We start from the raw sequence: 23822 nt of genomic DNA on the forward strand, positions 1-23822 counted from the left end.
TTTATCCCCTCGGTGCGCCCGTGCGACCCCCCGCGGCAACGTGAACAGCCAGGTGATACGGCACCGTATCGGCAAAGTCGGTGAGCGCCGCGATGCCGGTCACGGCGGTGAGGTCAGCACGGATCTGGTCCATGTCGGGCTCATTCTCGCGCAGGTCCGCCTCGGTTGGACATGAGCGTGATCGCGGCCCAGGTGATGAGTGATTCCGAGTGCTGGATGAGGCGTTCGTAGTCGCGCGTGTCGGCGGGCGTGCATGACCCGGGCGGGTGAGCGTTCGACGACCCAGCGCCGGGGCAGAACGACGAATCCGGAAGCGTCTTCGGGCGGCCGACGGTCTTGATCGTCAGGTTCAGGCAGGTCTTCGCCCAGGTCACGAGCTGTTCGGCATGGGCGGAGTCGGCCCAGACGATGGTGATCTCGGGGTGCGCCGGCCGCAGCCGTTCACCGCAGCCCTCGCACACCCGTTCCCCGGCCTCCCCGGCGCCCTTGGACACCCCGCCGACCCAGGGCCCGAAGCCACTCGAAACCGGGGATCGGAAACAGGTACTCACCTTGTCGTTCAACCTCGTCTCCGTTGGGGGTGGGGATGGAGCAGGCGGTTTTTGAATCCGTCAGGTACTCCGCGGAGTGCCAGGACTGCGGTGCGGAGCTGGAGTGCTGGGGAGTTCAGGCCCTGGTGGACGGCCGGTTGCGATGGGACGTTGAATCAACCTGTTCCGCCTGTGGATCTGCGGCAGCCGCGTGCGGTGGCGACGTGCCGGCCGAACGGCGGGATCAGATGCTCTGCGAGCATGGACCCGCGAGGCTGCAGGTGAGCAGTCCGCCGACGAAAAGCGTCGCCGTCATGCGCGTGCTGCGGGCAGAGCTCGGCATTGACCTGAAGAGCGCCAAGACTGTGCTGCGCCGCGTGCTGGACGGTGATTACTCAGGAACGCTTCCCGAGATGGAACACCTGGCCCGCACGCTTCGGGAGGCCGGCATCGCCGCTGCCGCTACTCGCCCTTGAGGCATCCGATTTGGTGGCGCCATGATTGTTCGCCCGGGTTTGGCGCCCTTCTTGTGGTGAGCCGGGCGGCTGTATGCCTGGCCGGTGGCGAGGACTCGGCCCACGTCGTGAACCGAGTACGGCCGGCCCGGCACCATTTGGTGCTTGCCCTCGCCACGGCCGAACGTGTGGCAAAAGGCCCGGTCAGCACAGGTGTTGGCATCCGGCCGCAGCCACGGCGAGACGTCCACCGCCAGCACCAGCCCGCCGTCCGCAGCCCGTGGCAGCGGCACCCCGGCCAAGGCCCGGCGAAGCCGGGCGATGTCGATCTGCCCCTGGTTGAGTCCTCCGTACAGGGCTCCGTGACCACGGCGGTGTTCAGGCGCGAGGGCCAGGTCGACCAGCGTCCGCACCGGCCCGTCCGTACACAACAGCGCGTCGTACAACTCGAACAACGCGTCGCCCCGAGCGGTCAGACACGCGTACGGCTCCGACCGGAAGCGTGACACTTCCGTGAACGCGTCCCGCAGGACGCTCCGATGCGCCGAACTCATGACCACGGCCTTCGGCTGATCCTCTGCCTCTGTGACGGAGCAGAGGATCAGCCGAAGGCCGCTTCCACGTCCGGTGAGCTGCGAAAACCCTCACCAAGTTCGAGCCGCGTTCGACGGCGGACCATAAACGACAAGCTCACGGGCCCGAGCCGGGGAGCCGGGTCGGGCCCGTGCCACGCGGCGGATCGGACCGCGGCTCCCCGGGGCGCGGGCCTCACACGGTCGCGATGCCCGGATCGCTCGTGCCGGCCTGCCCGTTCTCGACGTGCCCGGCCAGCCGCCGCAGGTATCCGGCGTTGCCCTCGACGACGACCGTCAGGTCGTACCAGCGTTTGGTGGCGCGCAGGTCGACGCTCTGCTCGACGGTGGCACCGGCGCGGACCGTGCAGGTCAGGGGAGTGCCACCGTAGGCGTTGGTCACGGTGAGGTGCGCGTCGGCGGCCGACGGGTTGGTCAGGACGAGCCGCAGACCGCCGGTGGCGCCGTCATGACGTGCCGTCACCTCCGGCTCGGCGGCCTTGTTGTTGCCCCGGAAGGCGCGCAGGAAGCCGTTCGGGCCGTGCACCGTGAGGTCGTAACCACCGCCGGAGTAGACCGAGTTCCAGCTGTCGGAGACCGGCTTTCCGGCCGCGGCGGTGTACGTCCACGGGCCGTCGGTGCGCTTCTGCGAGCGCACCTGGAAGGCGGCCCCCGCCCGGTCGCCCGCGCCGAACGTCAGCCGGTACTTGCCGGTCGAGAGGTCCGCGGCCCCGTCGACGTAGGGCTCGTACGCGAGCGGGCGGCTCGGCCGCGCCCCGGCCTCCTGCCGGGGCAGGACACCCTGGGCGGGGGGCTTGGGGACGTAGCTGTTGTGGCGGTCGCGGTCCGGCGGGGCGTAGCCCGCGGTGTCCGGCAGGTCCGCCGGGTCCGTGTCCCGGAGGGAGAAGTCGAAGGCGGACGTCAGGTCGCCGCAGATGGCGCGCCGCCACGGCGAGATGTTGGTCTCCGTCACCCCGAACCGCTTCTCCATGAAGCGCAGGATCGAGGTGTGGTCGAAGGTCTCCGAGCAGACGTACCCGCCGGTGGACCACGGCGAGACCACGATCATCGGGACGCGCTGCCCGAGCCCGTAGGGACCGGCGGCGTACCAGATGCTGCCCTTGTAGTGGTCGAGCGCGGTGTCGACGGTGGACAGGCCCTGGTTCGCGGAGGCCGGCGGGTAGGGCGGCACGACGTGGTCGAAGTAGCCGTCGTTCTCGTCATAGGTGATGAACAGGGCGGTCCTGCTCCACACGTCGGGGTTCGAGGTGAGCGCGTCGAGCACGTGCGAGATGTACCAGGCCCCGTAGTTCGCAGGCCAGTTGGGGTGCTCGGAGAACGCCTCGGGAGCGGCGATCCAGGAGATCTGCGGCAGCTTCCCCGCCTTGACGTCGGCTTTGAGAATGTCGAAGTACCCCTCTCCCGCCTTGGCGTTCGTGCCGGTGCGGGCCTTCTCGTACAAGGGGTCGCCGGGCTTGGCGTTGCGGTAGTTGTTGAAGTACAGCAGGGAGTTGTCGCCGTAGTTGCCTCGGTACGCGTCGTCGGTCCAGCCCCAGCTGCCGGCCGCGTCGAGACCGTCGCCGATGTCCTGGTACACCTTCCAGGAGACGCCCGCCTTCTCCAGCCGTTCGGCGTACGTCGTCCAGCCGTAGCCCGCCTCCTGGTTGCCGAGGACCGGGCCGCCGCCGGTGCCGTCGTTGCCGACATGGCCGGAGAGCATGTAATAGCGGTTCGGATCGGTCGCGCCGATGAACGAGCAGTGGTAGTCGTCGCAGACGGTGAACCGGTCGGCGAGGGCGTAGTGGAACGGGATGTCCTCGCGCGTCAGGTACGCCATGGTGCCGGTGCCCTTGGCCGGTATCCAGTTGTCGTACTTGCCGTTGTTGAACGCGCTGTGGCCGCCGGCCCAGTCGTGGTCCAGGCCTGCGATGAACTGCATGCCCAGGTTCTCGGCGTCCGGGTGGTACGGCAGGGTCTCCTTGCCGAAGCTCGTCTGGTGCCAGACCGGTTTGCCGCTGGGGAGCGTCACCGGGCGGGGGTCACCGAAGCCCCGGACGCCCTTCATCGACCCGAAGTAGTGGTCGAAGGAGCGGTTCTCCTGCATGAGGACGACGATGTGCTCGATGTCCTGGACGGTTCCGCTGCGGCGCGCCGCGGGGATGGCGGCGGCACGGTCGATGGAGCCGGAGAGGGCGGCGAACCCCGTGGCGGCTCCGGCGATCTGGAGGAAGCGACGCCGATCGATCCCGGTCATGAGTGGGGGTCCTCCTGTTGCATCGGTGATGTTCGTCCACGAAGAGGGGCAACGGGAGTATTCAAGAGGACTCCGCACGAGGGAAGACGGGCAGAGGTGACGGTCGCGCAAAATGTGGGCGACCGGTGTGCAGGCACTGTGCACAACATGCGTACGGGCATGTGCATGGGCATGCGCACGGCCCCGGGCGAGGTGCTCCGGGGCCGTACGGACGGTGTGTCAGGTCACCGCTGCGGGCGGCCGTCGACCGTGCGGGTGGTTCACCGGCCGGTGGCCTTCTTCCGGCGGAGGAAGAACACGGCGCCACCGCCGAGCACGACGAGTACGGCGGCGATGCCGGCGATCACCGGGGTGGCACTGGAACCGCCGGTCTCGGCGAGGTCGCCCTCGTCGGTGGGAGAGGCGGCGGAGACGTCGGTGTCCTCGTCATCGGGCGCCGCGTGGGTGGGCATGGCGGAGGGGGCCTGCGACGGCTTGGTGCCGGGGGCGGCCGTCTTGCAGTCGAGGACGCCCCGGAAGGACTTCTCGAAGCCGTTCGGACCGGTGACGGTGAAGTCGTACGCCGCGTCCTCGGCGACCGGGACGGTCACGGTCATGGTCCCACCGGGGGCGACGGTGTGCTGAGCGCCCTTGAGGTCGAAGGTCCACGCCTCGTCGCCCTCGTTGGTGGCGGTGACGTCGACGCCGCCCTTCACACAGTTGCCGGCGGCGGTGACGGCGGGGACGGCGCCCTTCTTGGCCCAGGACGCGGACGCCCCGGCGGTGACGGCGGCATCGCTGGACCCGGCCAGGATGAGCGTCTGGCTGGGGCCGTCGGTGCTGACGAAGGCGCGGCCGAGCGGAACCCCGGTGGTGGCCCGGGCGGTCAGCTCCGCCGAACCGTCGGGGGTGCCGGCGGGGACGTCCAGGAAGACCCGGTCGCCGTTCTTCGCCGCCTTGACGGGCGTGCCGTTCGTGTCGACGATCCGGATGCCGGCCGGGGCACCGGGGGCGAGCGCGAGGGTGACGGTCGACGCGCTCGTGGCGACGGTGACCGGACCGACGCGGTCACCGGACTTGCCCGCGACGGACGAGGGGGAGAGGGAGAGGGACTCCTTCGGCTCCTGGAGGCTCTGCGCCTTGTCGAGCAGGTAGTCGGTCAGCAGCTTGGCATCGGCGTCGGCCGGGGTGGCCGTCACCTTGTCCGAGAAGTGCCAGATCGCTGCCTGCGTCGCCGCGGCGGCGTCATTCCGGTCGAGGTCCTTGGCCCCGACCTTCTCGGCCAGGTCCTTCACCGCGACCTCGGGGTAGGAGTTCTTCAGGACCCACAGGATCTTCCCGGCGTCGCCGTTGTCGTGCAGGGAGGACTGGTCCCAGCCGACCTCCTTGTAACGGAAGTCCTGCCGCGCCCCGGTGCGCAGGTCGATGCAGTAGGTGGAAAGCGTGCCGCCCTGCTCGGTCCGCATCTCGAACAGGCCCGCGCGTCCGACGGACCACCGGCTCCCGTTCGCCTCCTTGATGTCGACCGGACCGAAGTCGGTCATGCCGCCGAGCTTCGCGGTGGCGCCACCCGCGCCCCGGTCGCCCTGGTCGGCCGCGGCGGGACCGGCGAGGGCCATCGCCCCCGTCGCGACCAGACCCGCGGCCAGCGAAACGGCGGCCAGACGGGCGGTGCCGCGTCTGAAGACAGAAAACATTGGATTCCCCTCGAAGGCAGGCTGCTCCGCGTCGTCGGTTGTTGCGCACGGGAAAAGGAGCCTGCGGCAGACGTGCCGAATCGAGTGGAGCTGACGCGCCACCCGAATACACGGGAATCCTAGGTGCGTGATTCATGCAGATTGCCGGTCATAGGGATGGGATAAGGGTAGCGAGTCGCAATCGTTACCGGTCGTGCCCGACAACGGCGAGAACGCTGGCGAAAGCCGGGAAGGAGCGTTGCACGGCCTGCCGTCGGCGCGATCCGTGCAGGTCTGACCGGGGCTTGGATGAGCGCAGTCCGAGGTGTTCCTTAAGACATCCATAAGAACGTTCCTCCGGCTTTCCGGAAAGGCGGTCGGTGCGGCTCCCGGGGATAGGTTGCTGATCGCCGGGCCGCGGGGAAAGCATGCCGAAAGGCCACCTCGTCGACCCGTCCCCCGGACGTCAACGTTGGTGAGGAGCTCTTCCCACGACCATTCGTCGGCCCGAACGGCCCGGTGCCGCACGGTCGTTGTGCCGTGGCCGTGGCCGTGGCCGTGGCCGTGGCCGTGGCCGTGGCCGTAGGTGTCGGCATTGGCATTGGTTTCGGCGCGGGCAAGGACGAGGGAGCGGTGAGGCACCGTGCCTCACCGCTCCCTCGTCCTTGCCTCCTACGCCTCCTACCTCCTACGCCTCCTGCTCCTTGAGCACCGCCGGTTCGCCCTCGGCGCGCGGCCGTTCCTCGGCCATCTCACCCCAGACGATCATCCGGTACGTACTCGTGAACTCCGGTGTGCAGGTCGTCAGAGTGATGTAGCGGCCCGGTCCGGTGAATCCCGAGTCGGCGGGCACCGGGTCGAGGACGGCGATGTTCTTCGGCGTGGTCTGCGGCAGGATGCTCGCCATCTTGTACACGTAGTACGTGTCCTGCGTCTCGACGACGATCGGGTCGCCCGGCTGGAGGCGGTTGATGTACCGGAACGGCTCGCCGTGGGTGTTGCGGTGTCCGGCGATCCCGAAGTTACCCGTCCTCGCCCCGGGCATCGCGGTGGGGATGCTGGCCTTGTCGTAGTGGCCGACCATGCCCCGGTCCAGGACCTCGGTCTTGCCGATGCCCTCCGCGATCGGCACGACCACGTCCAGCTTGGGTATGTGCAGGATCGCGAAGCCCTGCCCCGGCTCGAACGTGTCCGGGCCGCTCGTGCCGTCCGCCCACTCGCGCTCCAGCTCGTGACGGGCGCTGCCCGTGATGCTGTGGGCGCGCACGTTCGACCACCACAGCTGATACGTGGTGAAGAGCAGCATCAACACGCCTGTGGTGATGAGGACTTCGCCGCCCAGCCGACCCGCCACCGTGGCGGCGCCGGGCTTTTGCGCCCGTGCGGCGCGCCGGGCCTCGACGCGTGTCATGGGAGGCGGGGGAGCCGAGGGGGCCGGGGGCGCGAGCGGGGCGCGGGACCTGCGCGAGGCGTGGCGCTTCGTGGCGCGCCCCGGGGACGGCGCGGTGTGCCTGCCGCCCCGTTTCGCGGCCTTGCGACGGGCGGCCCGTCCGCCCTCGGGCAGCGGCCCCGTCATGCCGCGGCCCTCGGCACGGCCGGACGGCCGGACGGGGCACTGACGGTGCCATGGACGACCCCGGGCGCCGGCACACCCGAAAACAGCGTCGGGCACCATGGATTTCCTGGCAGAAGACGCCCTGTCCAGTCGTGCATGACTTTCCTTGTTCCTGATCCTGTTCACTTGCCGGGACGCGGCCCACCGATTCCCGGGAAGATTTTTCTGTCGCAGGTCGGAAGGTGTACGGGGCTCGCGGACGGCACAATCGGCGATTCCTGGCGGCTCATCGGCCGTCGGCTGCAGACGATATCCGATTCCGGCGCCCGGAGTTCACCCCGTTCCAGATTCTTCCAGGACGGTACAGGTCGACAGGCCATGATGTGCGGGGCGATTCTTATGAGACCCGGAAGGGAGGTTCAAGAGAACCTTAAGAATGCCTCTGGAAGGCGCCGGACGCGTTTTGTGAAATCCGATCCGCCGGATTCGATTCCACGGGAATTCGGGACCGGGAGCGGGGTCGGGACCGGGGCCGGGGCGGCCGAGGACCGACACACCGCTCGGACGGCCGAGTCGTTCGCCCGCGCGGGGCCGAGGGCCGTCGCGCGGGCCGTCGGCGTCCGAGCGGTTGTGGAGGAGGAGCCGGTGCCGCGGGTTGTGCGGAGCGGTGTGACCGGCGTGCAACGAGTGGTGGGCGGTGGTCGGCGAACGGCTCAGCCGCGCTGGGCGCGGATGAGGTCGCGGTACCAGGCGAAGGACGCCTTCGGGGTGCGGACCTGGGTTTCGTGGTCGACGTGGACGAGCCCGAAGCGCTGGTGGAAGCCCTCGGCCCATTCGAAGTTGTCGATCAGGGTCCAGGTGAAGTAGCCGCGTACGTCCACGCCCTGGGCCACGGCGGCGTCGACGGCCCGGATGTGGCTGTCCAGGTAGTCGATGCGGTCGAGGTCGGGAACGGTGCCGTCCTCGGTGACGACGTCCTCGACCGAGCAGCCGTTCTCGGTGATGTGGACCGGCGGGAGCGCCGGGTAGCGCTCCTTGAGGCCGACGAGCAGTTCCCGCAGCCCGTCGGGCACGACGGGCCAGTCGAAGGCGGTGCGGCGGAAGCCCTCGATGGGGGCCTCGTCGAACGGCAGCCCCTCGGACGTCGGCGCCTGGATCCGGGTCGGGTTGTAGTAGTTGATGCCGAGCGCGTCCAGGGGGGCCGAGATCAGTTCGAGATCGCCGTCCCGGACGGAGCCGCCGAGGGTGGCGTCCGCGCCGAAGGCCGACAGGTCGGGGTAGGCGCCCATGAGGATCGGGTCGTTGAACAGACGGTTGTGCAGGTTGTCGTAGGCCTGCGCGGCGGCCAGATCCGCGGGGGAGTCCGAGGCGGGCCAGACCGGGGTGCAGTTGTTGGCGATCATCACCTGGAGGCCGCGTGCCCGCAGTTCTCCCGACGCCAGGCCGTGGCCGAGCAGTTGGTGGTGGGCGACCGGCAGGCAGTCCAGGAACAGGGCGCGGCCCGGCGCGTGGGTGCCGAGGCCGTAACCCCAGACCATGTGGATGAACGGCTCGTTGAGCGTGATCCACTTCCGGACGCGGTCGCCCAGCCGGTCGGCCATGACGGCGGCGTACTCGGCGAAGCGGTGCGCGGTGTCGCGGTTCAGCCAGCCGCCGTCGTCCTCGAGCCCCTGCGGGAGGTCCCAGTGGAACAGGGTCGGGACGGGCTCGATGCCGCGCGCGAGCAGGCCGTCGACCAACCGGTCGTAGAAGTCCAGGCCCTGAGGGTTGACCTCGCCCCTGCCGGTCGGCCGGATCCGGGGCCAGGCGATGGAGAAGCGGTAGCCGGTGAGGCCCGCCTCGGCCATCAGAGCGAGATCCTCCTCGTACCGGTGGTAGTGGTCGCAGGCCACGTCACCGGTGTGCCCGTCGCGGATCGTGCCGGAGCGGGCGGTGAAGGTGTCCCATACCGACGGTCCGCGGCCGTCCTCCTCGGTGGCGCCCTCGATCTGGTACGACGCCGTCGAGGCGCCCCAGATGAAGTCCGCGGGCAGATGGTCCAGTGTCACACCCAACCTCCTGAAACATGAGTAGGGCTCACGTTAACCCGTCCGGTGGGATGATGGAAGCGTGAATCAAGATCGCACCGCAGGGACGCTGCGCCGGCTGCCGGTCCAGAAACGCAGTGTCGAGCGCTTCGAACGACTGCTGGACGCCTGTGCCGAACTCCTGGACGAGGTCGGCTATGCCGCGCTGACGACCAAGGAGGTGGCCCGCAGGGCCGGGGTGCCCATCGGCACCCTCTACCAGTTCTTCTCCGACAAGGAGGGACTGATCGGCGCGCTGGCCGCCCGCAATCTGGAGACCTTCCTGGAGCGGGTCGCGGCCCGGCTGGAGCACGAGAGGCCCGAGGACGTCTCGGGCCTCGTGGACGTGACCGTCGACGAGTTCGTCACCATGCGCCGGACCATCACCGGTTTCGGCGTGGTCGACTTCGGGGCGGTGGGACAGGACCACACCCTGGAACCGGTCCTGGACAACAACACCGCGGTCGCCGAACGGCTGCGCGCGCTGACCGCCACCCTGACCGGCGTCCGGGGCGACGCCGAACTCGAGATCACCGTGCGGGTGGCCCTGGAGTGCGCGGACAGCGTGCTGCAACTGGCCTTCCGCACCGATCCGCAGGGCGACTCCCAGCTGATCGCCGAGTGCAAACGGGTCCTCAACGGCTATCTGAATGGCCGGATCCGGCCCTCCGGCAACTGACCGGGACCATCCTGGTGTTCACGGGCGGGGCCGGGGCGGACGAGGGCCGTGACGGCCGGTCCGTCGTCGAGTGAGGGAACGAGAGAGCGGGAGGGCGAGAAACCGTGGACGTGTACGAAGCCGTGGACAGCCGCCGGGCGGTACGGGCGTTCAGTGACGAGCCCGTGCCCAGGGAGACTCTCGAACGAGTGCTGGCCGCGGCCACGCGGGCTCCGTCCAGCGGGAACCTCCAGCCGTGGCACGTGTACGTCGTGACCGGCGAACCCCTGGCCGGGCTGAAGGAGCGTGCGACGGCGAGGGCGCTGGCCGGGGACCCGGGCGACGAACGGGAGTACCCGATGTACCCGGCCGATCTGGCCCCGCCGTACCTGGACCGCTTCTCCGCCGCGGCCGCCCAGCGCTACGCGGCACTGGGAATCGAGCGCGACGACCCCGAGCGGCCCAGGAGGATCGCCGCCCTGAACGCGGAGGCGTTCGGGGCGCCGGTCGTCCTGTTCTGCTACCTCGACCGCGCGATGGGCCCCGGGCAGTGGGGAGACGCGGGGATGTACCTGCAGACGGTCATGCTGCTGCTGCGGGCGGAAGGGCTGCACAGCTGCCCCCAGGTGATGTGGACGATGTATCGCAGGACCGTCTCCGAGACGGTCGGAGCCGATGACGGACTCGCGCTGTTCTGCGGCGTCGCGGTCGGATTCGAGAAGGAGGGCGTTCCCCGGCTGCGTACCGGCCGGGTGGACATGACGGAGACGGTGAGCTTCATCGGGGCCTGACCGCCGGGCTGCCGGGGGCACAGGTCCGCCGGCAGCCCGGGGGTGCGGGGCGGGTGCTACCGGACGTCCTCGACCTTCCAGACCAGTGCCGCGCCCAGTGCGGACATGGCCGCGGAGCAGAGGAAGAGCGAGCGGTAGCCCCCCAGGCTGCCGAGCACGGCCGCGGCGATCGGGGGAACGAGGACGTAGGGCAGGGAGGTCATCAGGTTGGCCAGGGCCATGTCCTTGCCGCGGTCCGCCGAGGCCGGGAGCACCTCGGTGACCAGGGCCGTGTCGACGGCCAGGTACACGCCGTAGCCCAGGCCCATGACGGCGGCCGCGACCAGCGTCATGGTCCAGGTGGGCGACAGCGCGAGCGGGATCGCGGCGGCGGCCATCGTGAGGCCGCCGAGGAAGACCAGCATGCGGCGCTTGCCCAGCCGGTCGGACAGCCAGCCGCTGAGAACCACCGTCGAGATCGTGGCCAGGCAGTTGACGCCGATCACGATGAGCAGGCCGTCCTCGGTGGATCGACCGGGGAACAGCTGCTCGTAGTGCAGGACGTCGTCCAGGAAGTACGGCATGTAGAGCGTGCCCAGGCCGTAGCCGAGCCCCATGATGAACCGGGAACTCATCGCCCAGACGAAGCCGGGGTGTTCGCGCGGGCTGATCCGGTAGCCGTCCAGGAAGGCGCGCAGCGAGAACGGTTCGCGGTGCCGACGGGGGAGCGGCGGGTCCTTCATGGTGGCCGCGAACAGCAGTATCAGCAGCGGCAGAGCGGCCATCAGCAGGTACTGCGAGGGGAAGCCCGTGACCAGTCCGATCAGCAGCCCGCCCGCGATCATGCTGCCGGCCTGCGGGACCATGGCCCAGCCCAGCACCACACCGCGCTGCCCGACCGGGACCCGGTCGGGCACCACCGGGGAGAGCCCGGCGCCGATGACCATGAAGGAGGCGGACAGCACGAGGGAGCCGAGCGCGACCCCGACGACCGTCGTCTGGACGCCGAGGCATACCAGCGCCGCCATGCAGATCAGCGAGCCCGCGATCAGCCACGGCCGGCGGCGGCCGAACCGGCTGGTGGTGCGGTCGCTGAGCGCGCCGGCCAGCGGCGCGATGACGATGCCCGAGATCGCGCCCATCATGCTGACCCAGGCGTAGCTGCCGACCTTCCCCGCCGGATCGATCCGGGCGATCTGCTCGGGCATCAGGAACGTGGTCGGCGCCTGCATCGGGATGAACATCCCGACGTTGGCCAGGACGTACAGGGCGACCCAGCCGGAGCCGACCTTGCGGGTCGGCTCGGCGAGGGCCTCGGGCCGTTCGGAGGCGAGGGTCATCGGGGCACTCTCCTGAGGTGGACGAGATCGCTCGTCCAGTCGAAGGACAGCAGTGGCGGGAGACCGTGGCAGAGCAGGACGGCGCCCTCGTGCACGGTGCCGGTGGCCTCGTCCCGGTAGCGGGCGTCGGGGTCGAGGCCCTTCAGGCGGGTACGGGCGGTCGTGCGGGTCAGCGCGGACGGCTGGAACCGGAATACGACGACCTCGTCCTCGGCGATGTACTGCACGGCGTGGTGCTCCAGGCGGTACTGGACGCCGCCGTGCACCACGGGCCGGATCCGTTTGTACTGCTCGACCAGCATCCGGGACCACGCGAGATCCTCCTCGCTCCACTTGCGCAGGTCGCCGCCGATGCCCATCGCCCCGGCCATCGAGACGTGGAAGCGGTACCGGATCGAGGTCGGGCGGGCGCTGAAGCCGTTCGGGCTGTCGGTGACCCAGGCGCCCATGGTCCGGGCCGGCAGCAGCTGGCCGTGCCCGTGCTGGATCGCGACCCGGTCGGCGGCGTCGGTGTTGTCGGACGTCCAGACCTGGTCCGCGCGGGCCAGTACGCCCAGGTCGGCCCGGCCGCCGCCGCCCGCGCACGACTCCAGGTACAGGCCGGGACACGCGGCGCGCAGCCGGTCCATCACCTCGTAGACGCCTCGGGTGTGCCCGATCCAGACCCGGTCGGGATCGGCGTCCCCGGGCCGCCCCGCCTCGCTGAAGGGCCGGTTCATGTCCCACTTGAGGAAGACGACGTCCAGCTCGGTGACGGTCCTGACCAGCCATTCGACCGCCCATTCGCGGACCTCGCGGCGGGAGAAGTCGAGCACGTGCTGGTGGCGGCGCTGTGTGCGGGTACGGCCGTCCTGGCAGAGGATCCAGTCGGGGTGCGCGCGGAACAGGTCGCTGTCGGGGTTGACCGCCTCGGGCTCGACCCACAGGCCGAAGCCCATGCCCAGCGCGCGGACGCGGTCGGCGAGCGGGCCCAGGCCGTTCGGGAAGCGGTCGGGGTTGGGCCACCAGTCGCCGAGCCCGGCCGTGTCACCGGTGCGGGCGCCGAACCAGGCGTCGTCCACGACGAAGACCTCGACGCCGAGGCCCGCGGCCAGCTCGGCCAGTTCGGTCTGCTGCTGCTCGGTGACGTCGAACCCGGTCGCCTCCCACGAGTTGAAGATCAGCGGGCGCTCGGCCGGCCGGTCGGGCAGCACCTGGTCCTCGACATAGGCGTGCCAGCGGCGGCTGGTGCCGCCGAAGCCGTCGGGGGCGTACAGCCCGGTGAGGACGGGGGTCTCCAGGCACTCGCCGGGGAGCAGCTTCCAGACCAGGCCCTCGTGGCCGAACCCGCCCGTCCAGGAGACGCGGCCGTAGGGGTCGCGGCGCAGGGTGATCCGGCGGCTGCCGCTCCAGGCCAGGGACGTGCTCCAGACCTCGCCGTGCTCCTCGGCGGCGTCATGCGCGTCGAGCATCAGCCAGGGTCCGGCGTGCGGTCCCGTGATGCCGAGGCGGCTGGTGAACACGGTCTCCCCGACGGGCACCCGGTCGCGCCGGAGCTGGAACTCCCGGCCCCATTCCCCCACCACGTGGCTGACCCGGTAGTCGTCGCGGGCGGGCAGCGTCCAGGCGGCGGAGTCGAACCGCAGGACGTCCACCGGCTCCCGTGCGGTGAGGACGGCCCGGCGCTCGATCTGGTCGTGGCCGTCCCGGATCCGGTAGTGCAGGTCGAGGCCGAGGGCGCGGACGCGGTCGGTGAAGGAGAGCGTGAGCCGGCCGCCCTCGACCGTGTGCGAGACGAACCGCCACTCGAAGCCGCGGACACCGTCGTCGAACCGGACGGTCAGCGACGGCGCCCCGAAGCGCAGGCCGCCCTCGACCGTGTACTCCTCGCCGCCGGGATCGTCACCGCCGGGGTCCTCGGCGGGCAGGTCGGCCGCGATCGCGACGGCCTGCTCCAGGGACAGCGGCCGGCCCCAGTGCACGTGCCGGGGCACGTCGTCGGCGTCCAGCCGGAAGGCGTAGGAGGTGCCGGGGGTGCTCAGGAGCCAGAGGCGGGCTTCGGAGTGATGAGTGATCACACGGATCCTTAAATGTGAGCCGGGCTCATGTTCTGCCCATACGTTAGGCAAGCGAGCCCGCGACGCCAACCCCTCTGACAGGGGCTGCTGAATCCGCTTTGCGCGCCGGGGGAAGGGGCGGGGGGAAGCCGACGGGGTCGGAAAGCCGACCGGGGGCGGCCGGATCGGGAGAACCGATCCGGCCGACCCCGGCCCCGGACACCGTCGCACCGGTGCCGTCATTCGCCCGCGGGCACCGTCGTGCCGGCGTCGTCAGCCGCCGTAGACGCCGACCTCCCGGAGCGAGTAGCCCCACTTGGTGCCGCGCTCCAGCCCCTGGACCCGCACGTAACGCGCGCGGGTCGCGTCGAACCGTGCCGTGTCCAGGCCGCCGTCACCGGCGGTCGTGGACCACACCGTTCTCCAGTTCGTGCCGTCTTCCGACAGCTCGACGCGGTACGACTTCGCGTACGCCTCCTCCCAGTCGAGGGTGACGCGATCGACCGGGGCCGTGGACCCGAGATCGATCCGCAGCCACTGGTCGTTGTTCCACTCGCTGGCCCAGCGGGTGCCCGTGTCGCCGTCCACGGCCCGGCCGGGCGAGTAGTCGACGAACGGGTTCCACCACTGCGACGAGGACGCCGAGACCGACGCGCCCGAGGCCAGGCTCTTGCCGGACCTGTGCTTCTCGGAACTCCCCCAGGTGCGGAGGTAGGACTCGGCGCCCGCGAAGAGGTCGTCCACGACCTCCTGGCCGCCGACGATCCGGATGTCCTCGATCCAGTCCGGGACCATGCCGTAGTGCGCGGCGCCCGTGGTGTTGAAGTCCCACGTGCGCTCGCCGGTGGTCTGCTTGTCGATCACCGAGCCGCCGTCCGTGCTGCGGAAGGGGTACTTCACCGGGTTCGGGGTGTCCCCGCCCCGCGGGGCGGGCCAGCCGCCGACACCGTTCATGTCGGTGCCGTAGCCGTAGCCGACCCCGTACTTCTCGCGCAGCGCGTCCGTACGTTCGGCCTCCTTGCTGAACGCCTCGGAGCCGCTCATGTACTGACCGGCGAACCCGCCGAGCTTGTAGAGCCGCTCGGTCCAGCCCGTGTCCATCCAGCTGTGCGAGGAGATGACACCCGGGTACGACTCGGATTCCAGGATGTCCAGGGCCCGGCCCACGGCCTTGACGCTCATGTGGTCGAGCTCCAGCATCATGCCGCGCTTCATCATGCCGCGCACCGCGTGCTCACCCAGGTCGGTCAGCCCGCGGGTGTTGCACTGCGCGTCCGAGGAGTACGCGGGGACGGACACGCCCTCCGGGAGCCGCTTCTCCGCCTCCGGCGCCGCCGCGTTGCCGATGGGGTTGTCGTGCTGCGGGCCGCGGCAGGTCTCCGTCTTCCAGAAGGTGCCGGTCGACAGGAACTGGCCCACGTTGATGGCCGTACCGAGGGCGCCGGAGTCGTAGCGCACCCCGCACAGGGCGTTGTCGAACTTGTGGCACAGGAACATGCTGCGCACACCCAGTTCGTACAGCTCGTCCAGGCCGCGGTCTATGTCCTCCTTGCCGCACTGCGCGACGTCCAGGATCTGCTTGCAGCCGAACGGCTCGGAGGTCTCGACCCCCAGGACGACGGCCAGCTTGCCCTGCTCGATGACCTCGCGGGCCTGCTTGCTGTCGGTGACGATCCGGAACCAGCCCTTGCCCGGACCGCCGTACATCTTGTCGACGAAGGCCTGCATGTCGTACGACTTCTGCGCCTCGAGACGGATGGCGGCCATCTCGTCGCAGCCCCGGTCCTTGAAGAAGTAGACCGAGCAGATCACGCCGTTGGTGACCAGGTCGTTGACCAGTACCCGCTGGCCACCGCGCCACGCCCGCTCGATCCAGGCGTAGTAGTTCTGCTGGTGGGTCAGCGAGTCGTGGGCGGGCCAGTCCTTGAACGTGGGCCACCCGTCGGGGTCGTGCTTGCCGTCGCCGCCCTTGGTGATCATGTCGAAGATGGCGAGCGAGCCGTCGGGGTAGTGCTCGGGGCAGTCCTTGAGGGCATCGGTGACACCCTGCTCCGAGAACGGCTTGCCGCAGATCAGCCGGCCCCCGAAGCCCTCGTTGGACATGATGTGGTCGTGGACGTCGGCGAAGCCCCTGACCCTCCCCTGGGCATCGGTGCCCTTGAAGGGCTCGCCCGTGACGCCGACCTGGGAGTCGGGCGCGGGCCGCGCGACCGGGTCCCACCAGTCGGGCTCCGCCGCGGAGCTGGGTACCGGACCGAGCACCAGGGCCATCACGGTGAGGAGCAGCGACACCATCGCGAGGGATCTGAGTCTGTGGCGCAGAGGTTGAACCGGGGTCATCACATGAATCCTTAAATGTGAGTTGGGCTCATGTTCCGCTCATACGTTAGGCATGCGAGCCCGCAGCGCCAACCCCTCGGACAAGGGCTGTCACCGGGAAATGGGGGCGAAAACGGGGATGAACACGCCGCAGGGGACAGGGTGTTGACCCTCCGGGAGCAGAAGCGCCGATGTTCCGGCAGCCCTGGAGCCCCCGGACCGCGAGGCCGTACTGCGCCGAGGAGCGAAGACGCACGGGCCGGCGTGAGCCGACGGCCATGAGTCCTCCACGGCCGGTCCGTGGCGACGTCGACCGCGCGGGTGACGCTCGCGATCACGGTGACCGGGATGCGGAAGCTCGCTGCGAACGACTGTTGGAACCGGCGCTCCGATCCCGACGGCACGCCGTCGCATCGTGGATGGATGGCAGGCACGCAGACAGGCAAATAGACAGGTGTGGCCGTCACCGAATCCGAAATGTCACAGTGCAGGGTCTGCGCGGAGGAATCGGCCGACGGGCTCTGAGCGGTAGTGCTCGGCGACTGATCTGCCGAGTTGCTTCTCGGCGCGGCCCGGATCCGCTCCGTGTGCGAGGAGGAGGTCGAAGATCCGGGTGAGATCCTCGACGAGTTCCGGGTTCAGCGGCTTCGGGTCCACCCATTCGGGGGCGCTGTAGCGGTGCATGGGCAGGATCTGCCGGGCGTCCATCGCGGCGCGGTGCAGTGCCGAGTTTCCGTGGGAGTCGAGGGCGTGGACGTCCGCCCCGGATTCGAGCACGCGCCGGAGCACGGTGAACGCGGCGTCGGAGCTCTCGACGGTGTTCCGGAGCGCCCACTGCTCGTCGTCGGTGAACCTGGTGGGCCGCAACCAGCGGGATCTCATCACGGCGGCCTTGATCGCGTCGTGGAGGACCGGCATCGAGTGCGGGTGGGGGCCGTCGCTGTCGATGAAATTCACGTCCGCCCCGTGGTCCAGGAGCAGCATCGCGATCCCGAACCGCCCGGTTTTGAGCGCGATCATCAACGGTGACTGTCCTGCGTGCTTCTTCGGTGGGGGTGTCGCGACGAGGGCCACCGATCCGGGGTCTCTCGCCAGCCTTTTCCTGACCGCGTCGATGTCACCGCTTGTGATCTCCTTGAACAGGATCTGCATGCTGCTCTCATTCCTTCCCGGGGGTGCGCTCCGGTACCGACTGCGACTGACCCGCCCCGCGCCGCTCAAGTCACCGGCTCACGGACCGTCCAGCACCCACTGCGTGCCCGCGATGCGCCCGGGAACGCCCGTCCGAGGACCGGCACCGGCAGCGACCATGGCGACCGGCAGGGGCGTGATCGCGGTGACCGGGATGCGAAAGCACGCCGGAACGACTGCTGAAGCCAGTTCCTGTGTGCGTACGCCCCGGGCCCGGTGGCCGTGGCGGCAGCGGCCTCATATCGTGCGGCCCTTGTGCCGGAACTCGGGGCAGTCGCATGAACCACCGTAGCTTCGCTGGCTGTTGCCGTAGCTGTCGTTGTTCCAGCTGCTGTGCCCGTAATCGTGGAGACATCGGGCCGGCTCGCCCCGGGAGTGCTCGGGCCGCGGGTGACCGCACGTGGCACACAGCGGGTGCACGACCATCGGGGGCAGGATGGACCCGCTCCGCAGAATCATCACGATGGCCACTGCGCCCGCGATGATCACGATCATTCCGACGAGACCTACGACATGCTCCGCGCTCATGTTCCGCCCCCCGTTGCCGGTGCCGGTCGGCCATGCGATCAGCCTGCCGACCGGTGGCTTCCACGCTACGCGACCGGACTGACAGTCACTCTCGGGCGCCGGGACCACACAGGACACCGCACACGGCACCGCACGGCACCCCAACCGTGGATCACGGTCCTGCTTTGTCAGCCGCTACGGCTACGGCTGCCGTGGGCGTGGGCGTGGGTGTGCCGCGTGCGGTGCGCAACGCTCACGGTTCATAGGCGAGATCCGTGCCGCCGCAGGCCTCGATCAGCCAGAACAGCGAACCGCTGCCGAACGGCCAGCCAGTGGTGGCCACCTGGATCCAGCCGCTTCCCGCTTCGTCGGTTCCCGCGTGCCACCACCACCAGCCACGATCGTCGCCGGCTCCTTCCTCGGTCGGATCGAAGCAGTGCAGCCAATCCGACAGCGACCACGGCCCCTGGCAGGCGGCCCTCTTCTGCTCGGGCGTCATCGTCCGCCACTGCCGCAACCATGCCTCGGTGTCGAAGGACCCATCGGGCCCCGGCTCCGCGGGTTCGGGTGCGCACCGCTGGACGAACCGTTCCGGCAACAGCTGCGGCCACCGTTCGAGTGCGGGCCAGTCGCCCGCCCGCTCGACCACGCACGTCAGCGCCGCACGTGCATCGGCAATGACCTGGCCGGGATCCTCGGCGGTGAACCGGACCCGTACGAGAAACGGCCGCTGCCGGCCGTCCTCGATCCCGGGCCCGGACCGAAGACGCCGTAGCTCGCCCTTCATGATCTCCACAGCGAAGAAGTGTGCACCATCACCGGCCCCGCCACACCTCGATGACGCCGGACTGCGAGGGACGGTGTCACCACCCACCTCCTTCGGCCGGTCGCTGTCATTCCGGAGGGCGTCGGGCCCAGAACAGGACGTGGCCGTTGTCGCCCTCGGGCACGAACTCCTCGTGGACCACGTCGAGACCGGCCCGCACGAGCCATGCGCGGTTCGTCTCGGCGTCGGCGTGGCTCCACCACATCGCGGCCCCACCGCCGAGCCAGTTCTCATCGGTCCCGGTCCAGGCACGATGCCCGGTGGTGCACAGGAACCAGCCCCCGGGCCGCAGCCAGGAAGCGATCCGCTCCAGCAGAGGCGGTTGTTCCTCCACCGGTACGTGGATCAGGGCATACATGCAGACGACCGCATCGAAGTTCCCCCGGGTGAACTCCAATGCCGTGGCATCGGCCCGGACGAAGTCGGCGCCCGGCACGAGCTCCCGGGCCCTGCGGATCTGGACCTCGCTGATGTCGACGCCCGTCACGCGGTGCCCGGCCGCCACCAGGGACCGGGCCACGGGAACACCGTTGCCGCACCCGAGGTCCAGGACCGTGCCTGCTTCGGGAAGCCGACCGAGCAACTCCTCGATCCACGGCCCGTACTTCGTCCCGCTGCCGAACGCCCGCTCATAGTGCTCCGAGAGCGCGTCGTACCCGCGCCGGACCGTTTCCTTCGGATCTTCAGCGTCCACGCGCGCACGCTATGGCGTGCCTGCCAGGACCGCGACCGTTTTTCGCCCGGGCTCACGACCGGCTCTCTCCCCCGACGGAGGCCGTTCCATCTCTGCGTCGGCTTCTTGCAGGGCTGGACGGTGTACAGGTTTCCCCGGCAGGGCCCCTACTATCGTCCCTTCGACCCGACCCGACCCGACCCGACCCGACCCGACCCGACCCGACCCGACCCGACCCGACCCGACCCGACCCGACCCGACCCGACCCGACCCGACCTCACTCACCTCATCGATTCGGATCCGGAAGGCCTCATGACGCATCCACGCCCCAACCCGTCCCCGGTCGCGCCGTCGTGGCCGCACTGCGGCCACGGTTCCAGCGAGCAGGATCCGGTCGGCTGCCGGGGCATACATGTCCCCGGTCACACGGCCTGCCTCACCCATCTGACCTCCACCGACCGTCGCGCCCATCTGGACGGCCTGCGTCCCGGCGCGAACCTCGACCTGCGCGGCACCACCTTCGAAGACCGTCTCTGGGAGTCCCTGCTCGATGTCCTGCGGGACAGTTCCGCCGGCGGGGAGCCCGTCATCGGTGGTGCACGGTTCGCGTCGGCGGTCTTCGAGTGCAACGCCTGGTTCGACGCGGTGACCTTCGGCGGCAATGCCGTGTTCGACGCGGCGACCTTCCAGGACGACGGCTGGTTCGAGGGAGCGACCTTCGAGTCACCGGCCTCCTTCGAGGGGGCGGTCTTCAAGACCTACGGGGGTTTCCAGGACGCGACGTTCGAGAGCAGGGTCTCGTTCAAGGGCGCGGTCTTCACCGGCATGGCCGCCTTCGACCGGGCGACCTTCGAGGGTCCGGTTTCGTTCGAGGGCGTGACCTTCAAGGAGTTCACCCGGTTCGACGAGGTGCCCTTCCGGTCCACCGCCGACTTCACGTCGACGACCTTCGGGGCAACCGCGACGTTCGAGGAAGCGGTTTTCGACGGCCCCGTGACCTTCGACTCGGCAACCTTCGAGGGCTACGCCCGGTTCACGGAGGAAACCTTCAACGTCCTCGAGGGCCTGCACTCGGCCACGTTCAGGCACGATCCGACGACCTGAGGAAGCGGCCTCCGCCCTCGACGCTCGGCTTTCGGCCCTCGCCCCTCGGTTCCGGTACGGCTTTCCTCTTCGGCGTTCGGCGTCCCTCGGCAGGTCGACCGAGAGCGTGGTGGAGGGGACTGCAGTCGATCGGCATCGGCGGCACCGATGCCGTCCCCGGCCCGGATGCGGGCAAGGACGAACACCGTGTCACCGCAGTCCCCTGCCGGTCCCCGACAGCATGCGCTGACGTCACGTGGTCTTCGTCGCTGCCCCGGAACCGGCTGCAACCGGCCACAGCCGGCTGGATTCGCTGACCGAGTTCAGCTGGGAGCGAGGAGGCAGAATTCGTTGCCCTCCGGGTCGGTCAGAATCGTCCAGGAGATCGCGGACTGGTCGATACCGGGGTCGGCGGCGCCCAAGGCGCGCAGTCGGGCTTCCTCTGCTTCCGGGTCGTCACCGGGGTAGGGGCGGACGTCGAGGTGAACACGGTTCCAAACGCTCTTGGTGTCGGGCGTGCGGAGGAACTCCAGGTGGGGGCCGACGTCTTTGGCGGACCGCATGGTCGCGCGGTCGTCGGTGACCTCGTGCAGCGTCCAGTCCATCGCCTGGCTCCAGAACCGGGCCATCCGCCGCGGGTCGGTGCAGTCGACCACCACTGCGGCGATCGGCCCGGTGCCCTGGTAGATCGGGCGGGGTTCCAGGACGCAGAACTCGTTGCCCTCCGGGTCGGCCATGACGGCCCAGGGGACGTCGCCCTGACCCACGTCGGCGAGCGTCGCGCCGAGATCCTTCAAGCGTGCGACCAGCTCCGCCTGATGGGCGGTCGAGGTGGTGGCCAGATCAAGATGCACCCGGTTCTTCACCGTTTTGGGTTCCGGGCGGGCGATGATGTCGATGCAGACGGCCGTGGGGTCGGGGTAGGAGAAACCCATGGGCTCGAGGTTGGTGACGCCGGGTGCCTCACTGTCGACACCCCAGCCGAGTGCCTCCGCCCAGAACCTGCCGAGCGCGGAGTCGTCCTGGGCCTTCATATTGATCTGCACGAGTCTTGTTGCCATGTCGTAGATCCTAGAAGCTGCCGCTCCTGACTGCTGCGATCTGGTACGTGCTCGTCCTGGTTGAGATGGCGCGAGTCTTTGCGGGTGAAGGCGGGGCCCGACCGTGTTGGTTGGGTGGGTGTAGGGGTGTGCAAGGTGGGGGTTGTTGTCTGGGTGGGTTCCTGTCCGTGGTTGTGCGGGCTTCGTGTGGTGTGTGGAGGAGGGTGTGATGGGTGGTTCTGGTGGGTTTGGTGGTGTGTGGTGTGTTGAGCGGGGGTGGGTGACGGATGAGGAGTTGGCTGCGTTGGCTGTGGTGTTGTGGGTGTGGGGTGTGGGGTGTGGTGGGTGGTCGGGTTCGGGGGTTGTGGGGGGTTCGGGGGTTGTGGGTGTGGGGCGGGCGGGGTCGGGTTGGTGGCGGTATGCGGGGCGTTATCGTGCTCCGTCGGGCTGGCAGTGAGGGGTGGGGGTTGTGGTGAGGGTGATGGCTGGTCGGGTTGAGGGTGTGGTGGGTGTGGAGGCTGGTGTGTCTGTGGGTGGTGTGGCTGAGGTTGCTGGGGTTGTGGGTTCTGGGGGTGGTGTGGGTTCTGTGGGGGTTGAGGTTCGGGCTGGGGTTGCTGGTGCTGGTGGTGTGGGTGCCGGTGGTGGTGTGGGTGCCGGTGCCGGTGGTGCTGGTGGTGGTGTGGGTGGTGGTGTGGGTGGTGGTGTGGGTGGGCTGCTGGCGCTGCGTGAGCAGGTCCGTCGTGGGCCGGGTGAGGGGGCGACTGTGGCGCAGCGTGCCAGGGGGAAGTTGACGGTGCGTGAGCGGATTGGTCTGCTGCTGGATGAGGGTTCGTTTTGTGAGGTGGAGCAGTTGCGGCGGCATCGGGCGACGGGTTTCGGTCTGGAGGAGAAGAAGCCCTACACGGATGGTGTGGTGACCGGGTGGGGGACGGTCGAGGGGCGCACGGTTTTTGTGTATGCGCATGATTTCCGGATTTTCGGGGGTGCGCTGGGTGAGGCGCATGCCGAGAAGATCCACAAGATTATGGATATGGCGGTCGCGGCGGGTGCGCCGTTGGTGTCGTTGAACGATGGTGCGGGTGCCCGTATCCAGGAGGGTGTTTCGGCGCTTGCCGGGTACGGGGGGATCTTCCGGCGCAATACGAGGGCGTCGGGGGTGATCCCGCAGATCAGTGTGATGCTCGGCCCGTGTGCCGGCGGCGCCGCCTATTCCCCGGCGTTGACGGACTTCGTGTTCATGGTCCGTGAGACGTCGCAGATGTTCATCACCGGCCCGGACGTCGTGAAGGCGGTCACGGGTGAGGAGATCACCCAGAACGGTCTGGGCGGTGCCGACGTCCATGCCGAGACCTCCGGCGTGGCGCACTTCGCGTACGACGACGAGGAGACGTGTATCGCCGAGGTCCGCTACCTGCTGGGCATGCTTCCCTCCAACAACCGCGAGAACCCGCCCGTCGTCCCCGGCGGTGATCCCGCCGGCCGCCGCGGCGACACCCTCCTGGACCTCGTCCCCGCCGACGGCAACCGCCCCTATGACATGCGCAGGGTCATCGAGGAACTCGTCGACGACGGCGACTGCCTCGAGATCCACGAACGCTGGGCCACCAACATCGTCTGCGCCCTGGCCCGGATGGACGGCCACGTCGTCGGCATCGTCGCCAGCCAGCCGATGTCCTTCGCCGGAGTGCTCGACATCCACTCCTCGGAGAAGGGCGCACGCTTCGTCCAGTTCTGCGACGCCTTCAACATCCCCCTGGTCACCCTCGTCGACGTACCCGGCTTCCTGCCCGGCGTCGACCAGGAGCACGGCGGGATCATCCGGCACGGGGCGAAGCTGCTGTACGCGTACTGCAATGCGACGGTGCCGAGGATTTCGCTGGTTCTGCGCAAGGCGTACGGGGGTGCGTACATTGTGATGGACAGTCAGTCCATCGGTGCGGACCTGACGTTCGCGTGGCCGTCGAACGAGATTGCGGTGATGGGGGCGGAGGGTGCGGCGAATGTGATCTTCCGCCGGCAGATCGCGGCGTCGGATGATCCGGAGGCGACGCGGAGCCGGCTGGTCGAGGAGTACAGGGCCGGGCTGATGCATCCGTATTACGCGGCCGAGCGCGGGCTGGTCGACGACGTCATCGACCCCGCCGAGACCCGGCAGGTGCTGATCGCCTCGCTCGCCATGCTCCGCAACAAGCATGCGGATCTGCCGTCGCGCAAGCACGGCAACGGTCCGCAGTAGGCGCGGGTCCTGCGGGCTTGCTGTCCGCAGTGGGTGCGGGTTCTGCGGGCTTGCTG

General features: G+C 69.4%; 17 protein-coding genes and 3 pseudogenes. 6 read left to right on the plus strand and 14 right to left on the minus strand.

The genetic code is table 11. The features are described from left to right. Nucleotide 1 precedes the first annotated feature (1 nt). Both ABZZ04_RS16530 and ABZZ04_RS16535 read right to left on the minus strand, forming a co-directional pair. Nucleotides 2–133 carry a hypothetical protein gene (locus ABZZ04_RS16530; RefSeq protein ID WP_356932909.1) on the minus strand — a complete coding sequence of 44 codons (132 nt, stop codon included), beginning with the start codon at nt 131–133 and terminating at the stop codon, nt 2–4. Nucleotides 134–167: 34 nt separating this feature from the next. Next, nucleotides 168–440: pseudogene (locus tag ABZZ04_RS16535) on the minus strand (transposase); the annotation flags it as partial. A 404-nt stretch (nt 441–844) separates the two neighbouring features. Between ABZZ04_RS16535 and ABZZ04_RS16540 the strand changes: the two are divergent. After that, entirely contained in the window at nt 845–1006 is a 162-nt protein-coding gene (locus ABZZ04_RS16540) for a hypothetical protein (protein WP_356932983.1), read from the plus strand. A gap of 110 nt (nt 1007–1116) precedes the next feature. On the opposite strand, the pseudogene ABZZ04_RS16545 reads toward ABZZ04_RS16540, so the two are convergent. The 5 genes and pseudogenes from ABZZ04_RS16545 to ABZZ04_RS16565 all read right to left on the minus strand — a co-directional run. Beyond that, nucleotides 1117–1539: pseudogene (locus ABZZ04_RS16545) on the minus strand (transposase); the annotation flags it as partial. 214 nt (nt 1540–1753) lie between these two features. Next, entirely contained in the window at nt 1754–3811 is a 2058-nt protein-coding gene (locus ABZZ04_RS16550; protein ID WP_356932910.1) for a phosphocholine-specific phospholipase C, read from the minus strand. Nucleotides 3812–4071: 260 nt separating this feature from the next. Continuing rightward, nucleotides 4072–5487 (minus strand): LAETG motif-containing sortase-dependent surface protein, encoded by a 1416-nt coding sequence (locus ABZZ04_RS16555; protein ID WP_356932911.1) that lies wholly within the window; start codon nt 5485–5487, stop codon nt 4072–4074. Between the two features lie 667 nt (nt 5488–6154). Further along, a pseudogene (locus ABZZ04_RS16560) lies at nt 6155–7024 on the minus strand (class E sortase); the annotation flags it as partial. A gap of 710 nt (nt 7025–7734) precedes the next feature. Further along, on the minus strand, nt 7735–9069 hold the full coding sequence (locus ABZZ04_RS16565; RefSeq protein ID WP_356932912.1) for a GH1 family beta-glucosidase: 1335 nt from the start codon (nt 9067–9069) through the stop codon (nt 7735–7737). Nucleotides 9070–9130: 61 nt separating this feature from the next. Here ABZZ04_RS16565 and ABZZ04_RS16570 point away from each other — a divergent pair, with 61 nt between their 5' ends. Both ABZZ04_RS16570 and ABZZ04_RS16575 read left to right on the plus strand, forming a co-directional pair. Further along, nucleotides 9131–9766 carry a TetR/AcrR family transcriptional regulator gene (locus tag ABZZ04_RS16570; protein ID WP_356932913.1) on the plus strand — a complete coding sequence of 212 codons (636 nt, stop codon included), beginning with the start codon at nt 9131–9133 and terminating at the stop codon, nt 9764–9766. A 104-nt stretch (nt 9767–9870) separates the two neighbouring features. After that, nucleotides 9871–10536: a nitroreductase gene (locus ABZZ04_RS16575; RefSeq protein ID WP_356932914.1), complete on the plus strand. Its 666-nt coding sequence runs from the start codon at nt 9871–9873 to the stop codon at nt 10534–10536. 56 nt (nt 10537–10592) lie between these two features. On the opposite strand, the gene ABZZ04_RS16580 is transcribed toward ABZZ04_RS16575, so the two are convergent. The 6 genes from ABZZ04_RS16580 to ABZZ04_RS16605 form a co-directional block, all read right to left on the minus strand. Further along, nucleotides 10593–11855: an MFS transporter gene (locus ABZZ04_RS16580; protein WP_356932915.1), complete on the minus strand. Its 1263-nt coding sequence runs from the start codon at nt 11853–11855 to the stop codon at nt 10593–10595. Continuing rightward, the gene (locus ABZZ04_RS16585; protein ID WP_356932916.1) at nt 11852–13912 is read right to left on the minus strand and encodes an alpha-galactosidase; all 2061 of its coding nucleotides are present in this window, start codon (nt 13910–13912) and stop codon (nt 11852–11854) included. The genes ABZZ04_RS16580 and ABZZ04_RS16585 overlap by 4 nt, the downstream gene beginning before the upstream one ends. 252 nt (nt 13913–14164) lie before the next feature. Continuing rightward, complete coding sequence (locus ABZZ04_RS16590) at nt 14165–16231, minus strand: discoidin domain-containing protein (RefSeq protein WP_356932917.1); 2067 nt, start codon at nt 16229–16231, stop codon at nt 14165–14167. Nucleotides 16232–16690: 459 nt separating this feature from the next. Continuing rightward, nucleotides 16691–17362 carry a hypothetical protein gene (locus ABZZ04_RS16595; protein WP_356932918.1) on the minus strand — a complete coding sequence of 224 codons (672 nt, stop codon included), beginning with the start codon at nt 17360–17362 and terminating at the stop codon, nt 16691–16693. 799 nt (nt 17363–18161) lie between these two features. Then, nucleotides 18162–18695 (minus strand): hypothetical protein, encoded by a 534-nt coding sequence (locus tag ABZZ04_RS16600; protein WP_356932979.1) that lies wholly within the window; start codon nt 18693–18695, stop codon nt 18162–18164. 106 nt (nt 18696–18801) lie between these two features. After that, on the minus strand, nt 18802–19428 hold the full coding sequence (locus ABZZ04_RS16605) for a methyltransferase domain-containing protein (RefSeq protein WP_356932919.1): 627 nt from the start codon (nt 19426–19428) through the stop codon (nt 18802–18804). Between the two features lie 291 nt (nt 19429–19719). On the opposite strand from ABZZ04_RS16605, the gene ABZZ04_RS16610 reads away from it, so the two are divergent. Further along, nucleotides 19720–20511 carry a pentapeptide repeat-containing protein gene (locus ABZZ04_RS16610; RefSeq protein WP_356932920.1) on the plus strand — a complete coding sequence of 264 codons (792 nt, stop codon included), beginning with the start codon at nt 19720–19722 and terminating at the stop codon, nt 20509–20511. 302 nt (nt 20512–20813) lie between these two features. Here ABZZ04_RS16610 and ABZZ04_RS16615 read toward each other — a convergent pair whose 3' ends face one another. Beyond that, complete coding sequence (locus tag ABZZ04_RS16615; RefSeq protein ID WP_356932921.1) at nt 20814–21551, minus strand: VOC family protein; 738 nt, start codon at nt 21549–21551, stop codon at nt 20814–20816. Between the two features lie 488 nt (nt 21552–22039). Between ABZZ04_RS16615 and ABZZ04_RS16620 the strand changes: the two genes are divergently transcribed. Further along, a complete protein-coding gene (locus ABZZ04_RS16620) occupies nt 22040–22321 on the plus strand; it encodes a hypothetical protein (protein ID WP_356932984.1) in 282 nt (93 codons plus the stop codon). Continuing rightward, nucleotides 22210–23766, plus strand: coding sequence for an acyl-CoA carboxylase subunit beta (locus ABZZ04_RS16625; RefSeq protein ID WP_356932980.1), 1557 nt, complete (start codon nt 22210–22212; stop codon nt 23764–23766). The genes ABZZ04_RS16620 and ABZZ04_RS16625 overlap by 112 nt, the downstream gene beginning before the upstream one ends. The last annotated feature ends 56 nt before the right edge of the window (nt 23767–23822 follow it).

Source organism: Streptomyces sp. NPDC006435 (genome assembly GCF_040612315.1).
Classification (GTDB): Bacteria; Actinomycetota; Actinomycetes; order Streptomycetales; family Streptomycetaceae; genus Streptomyces.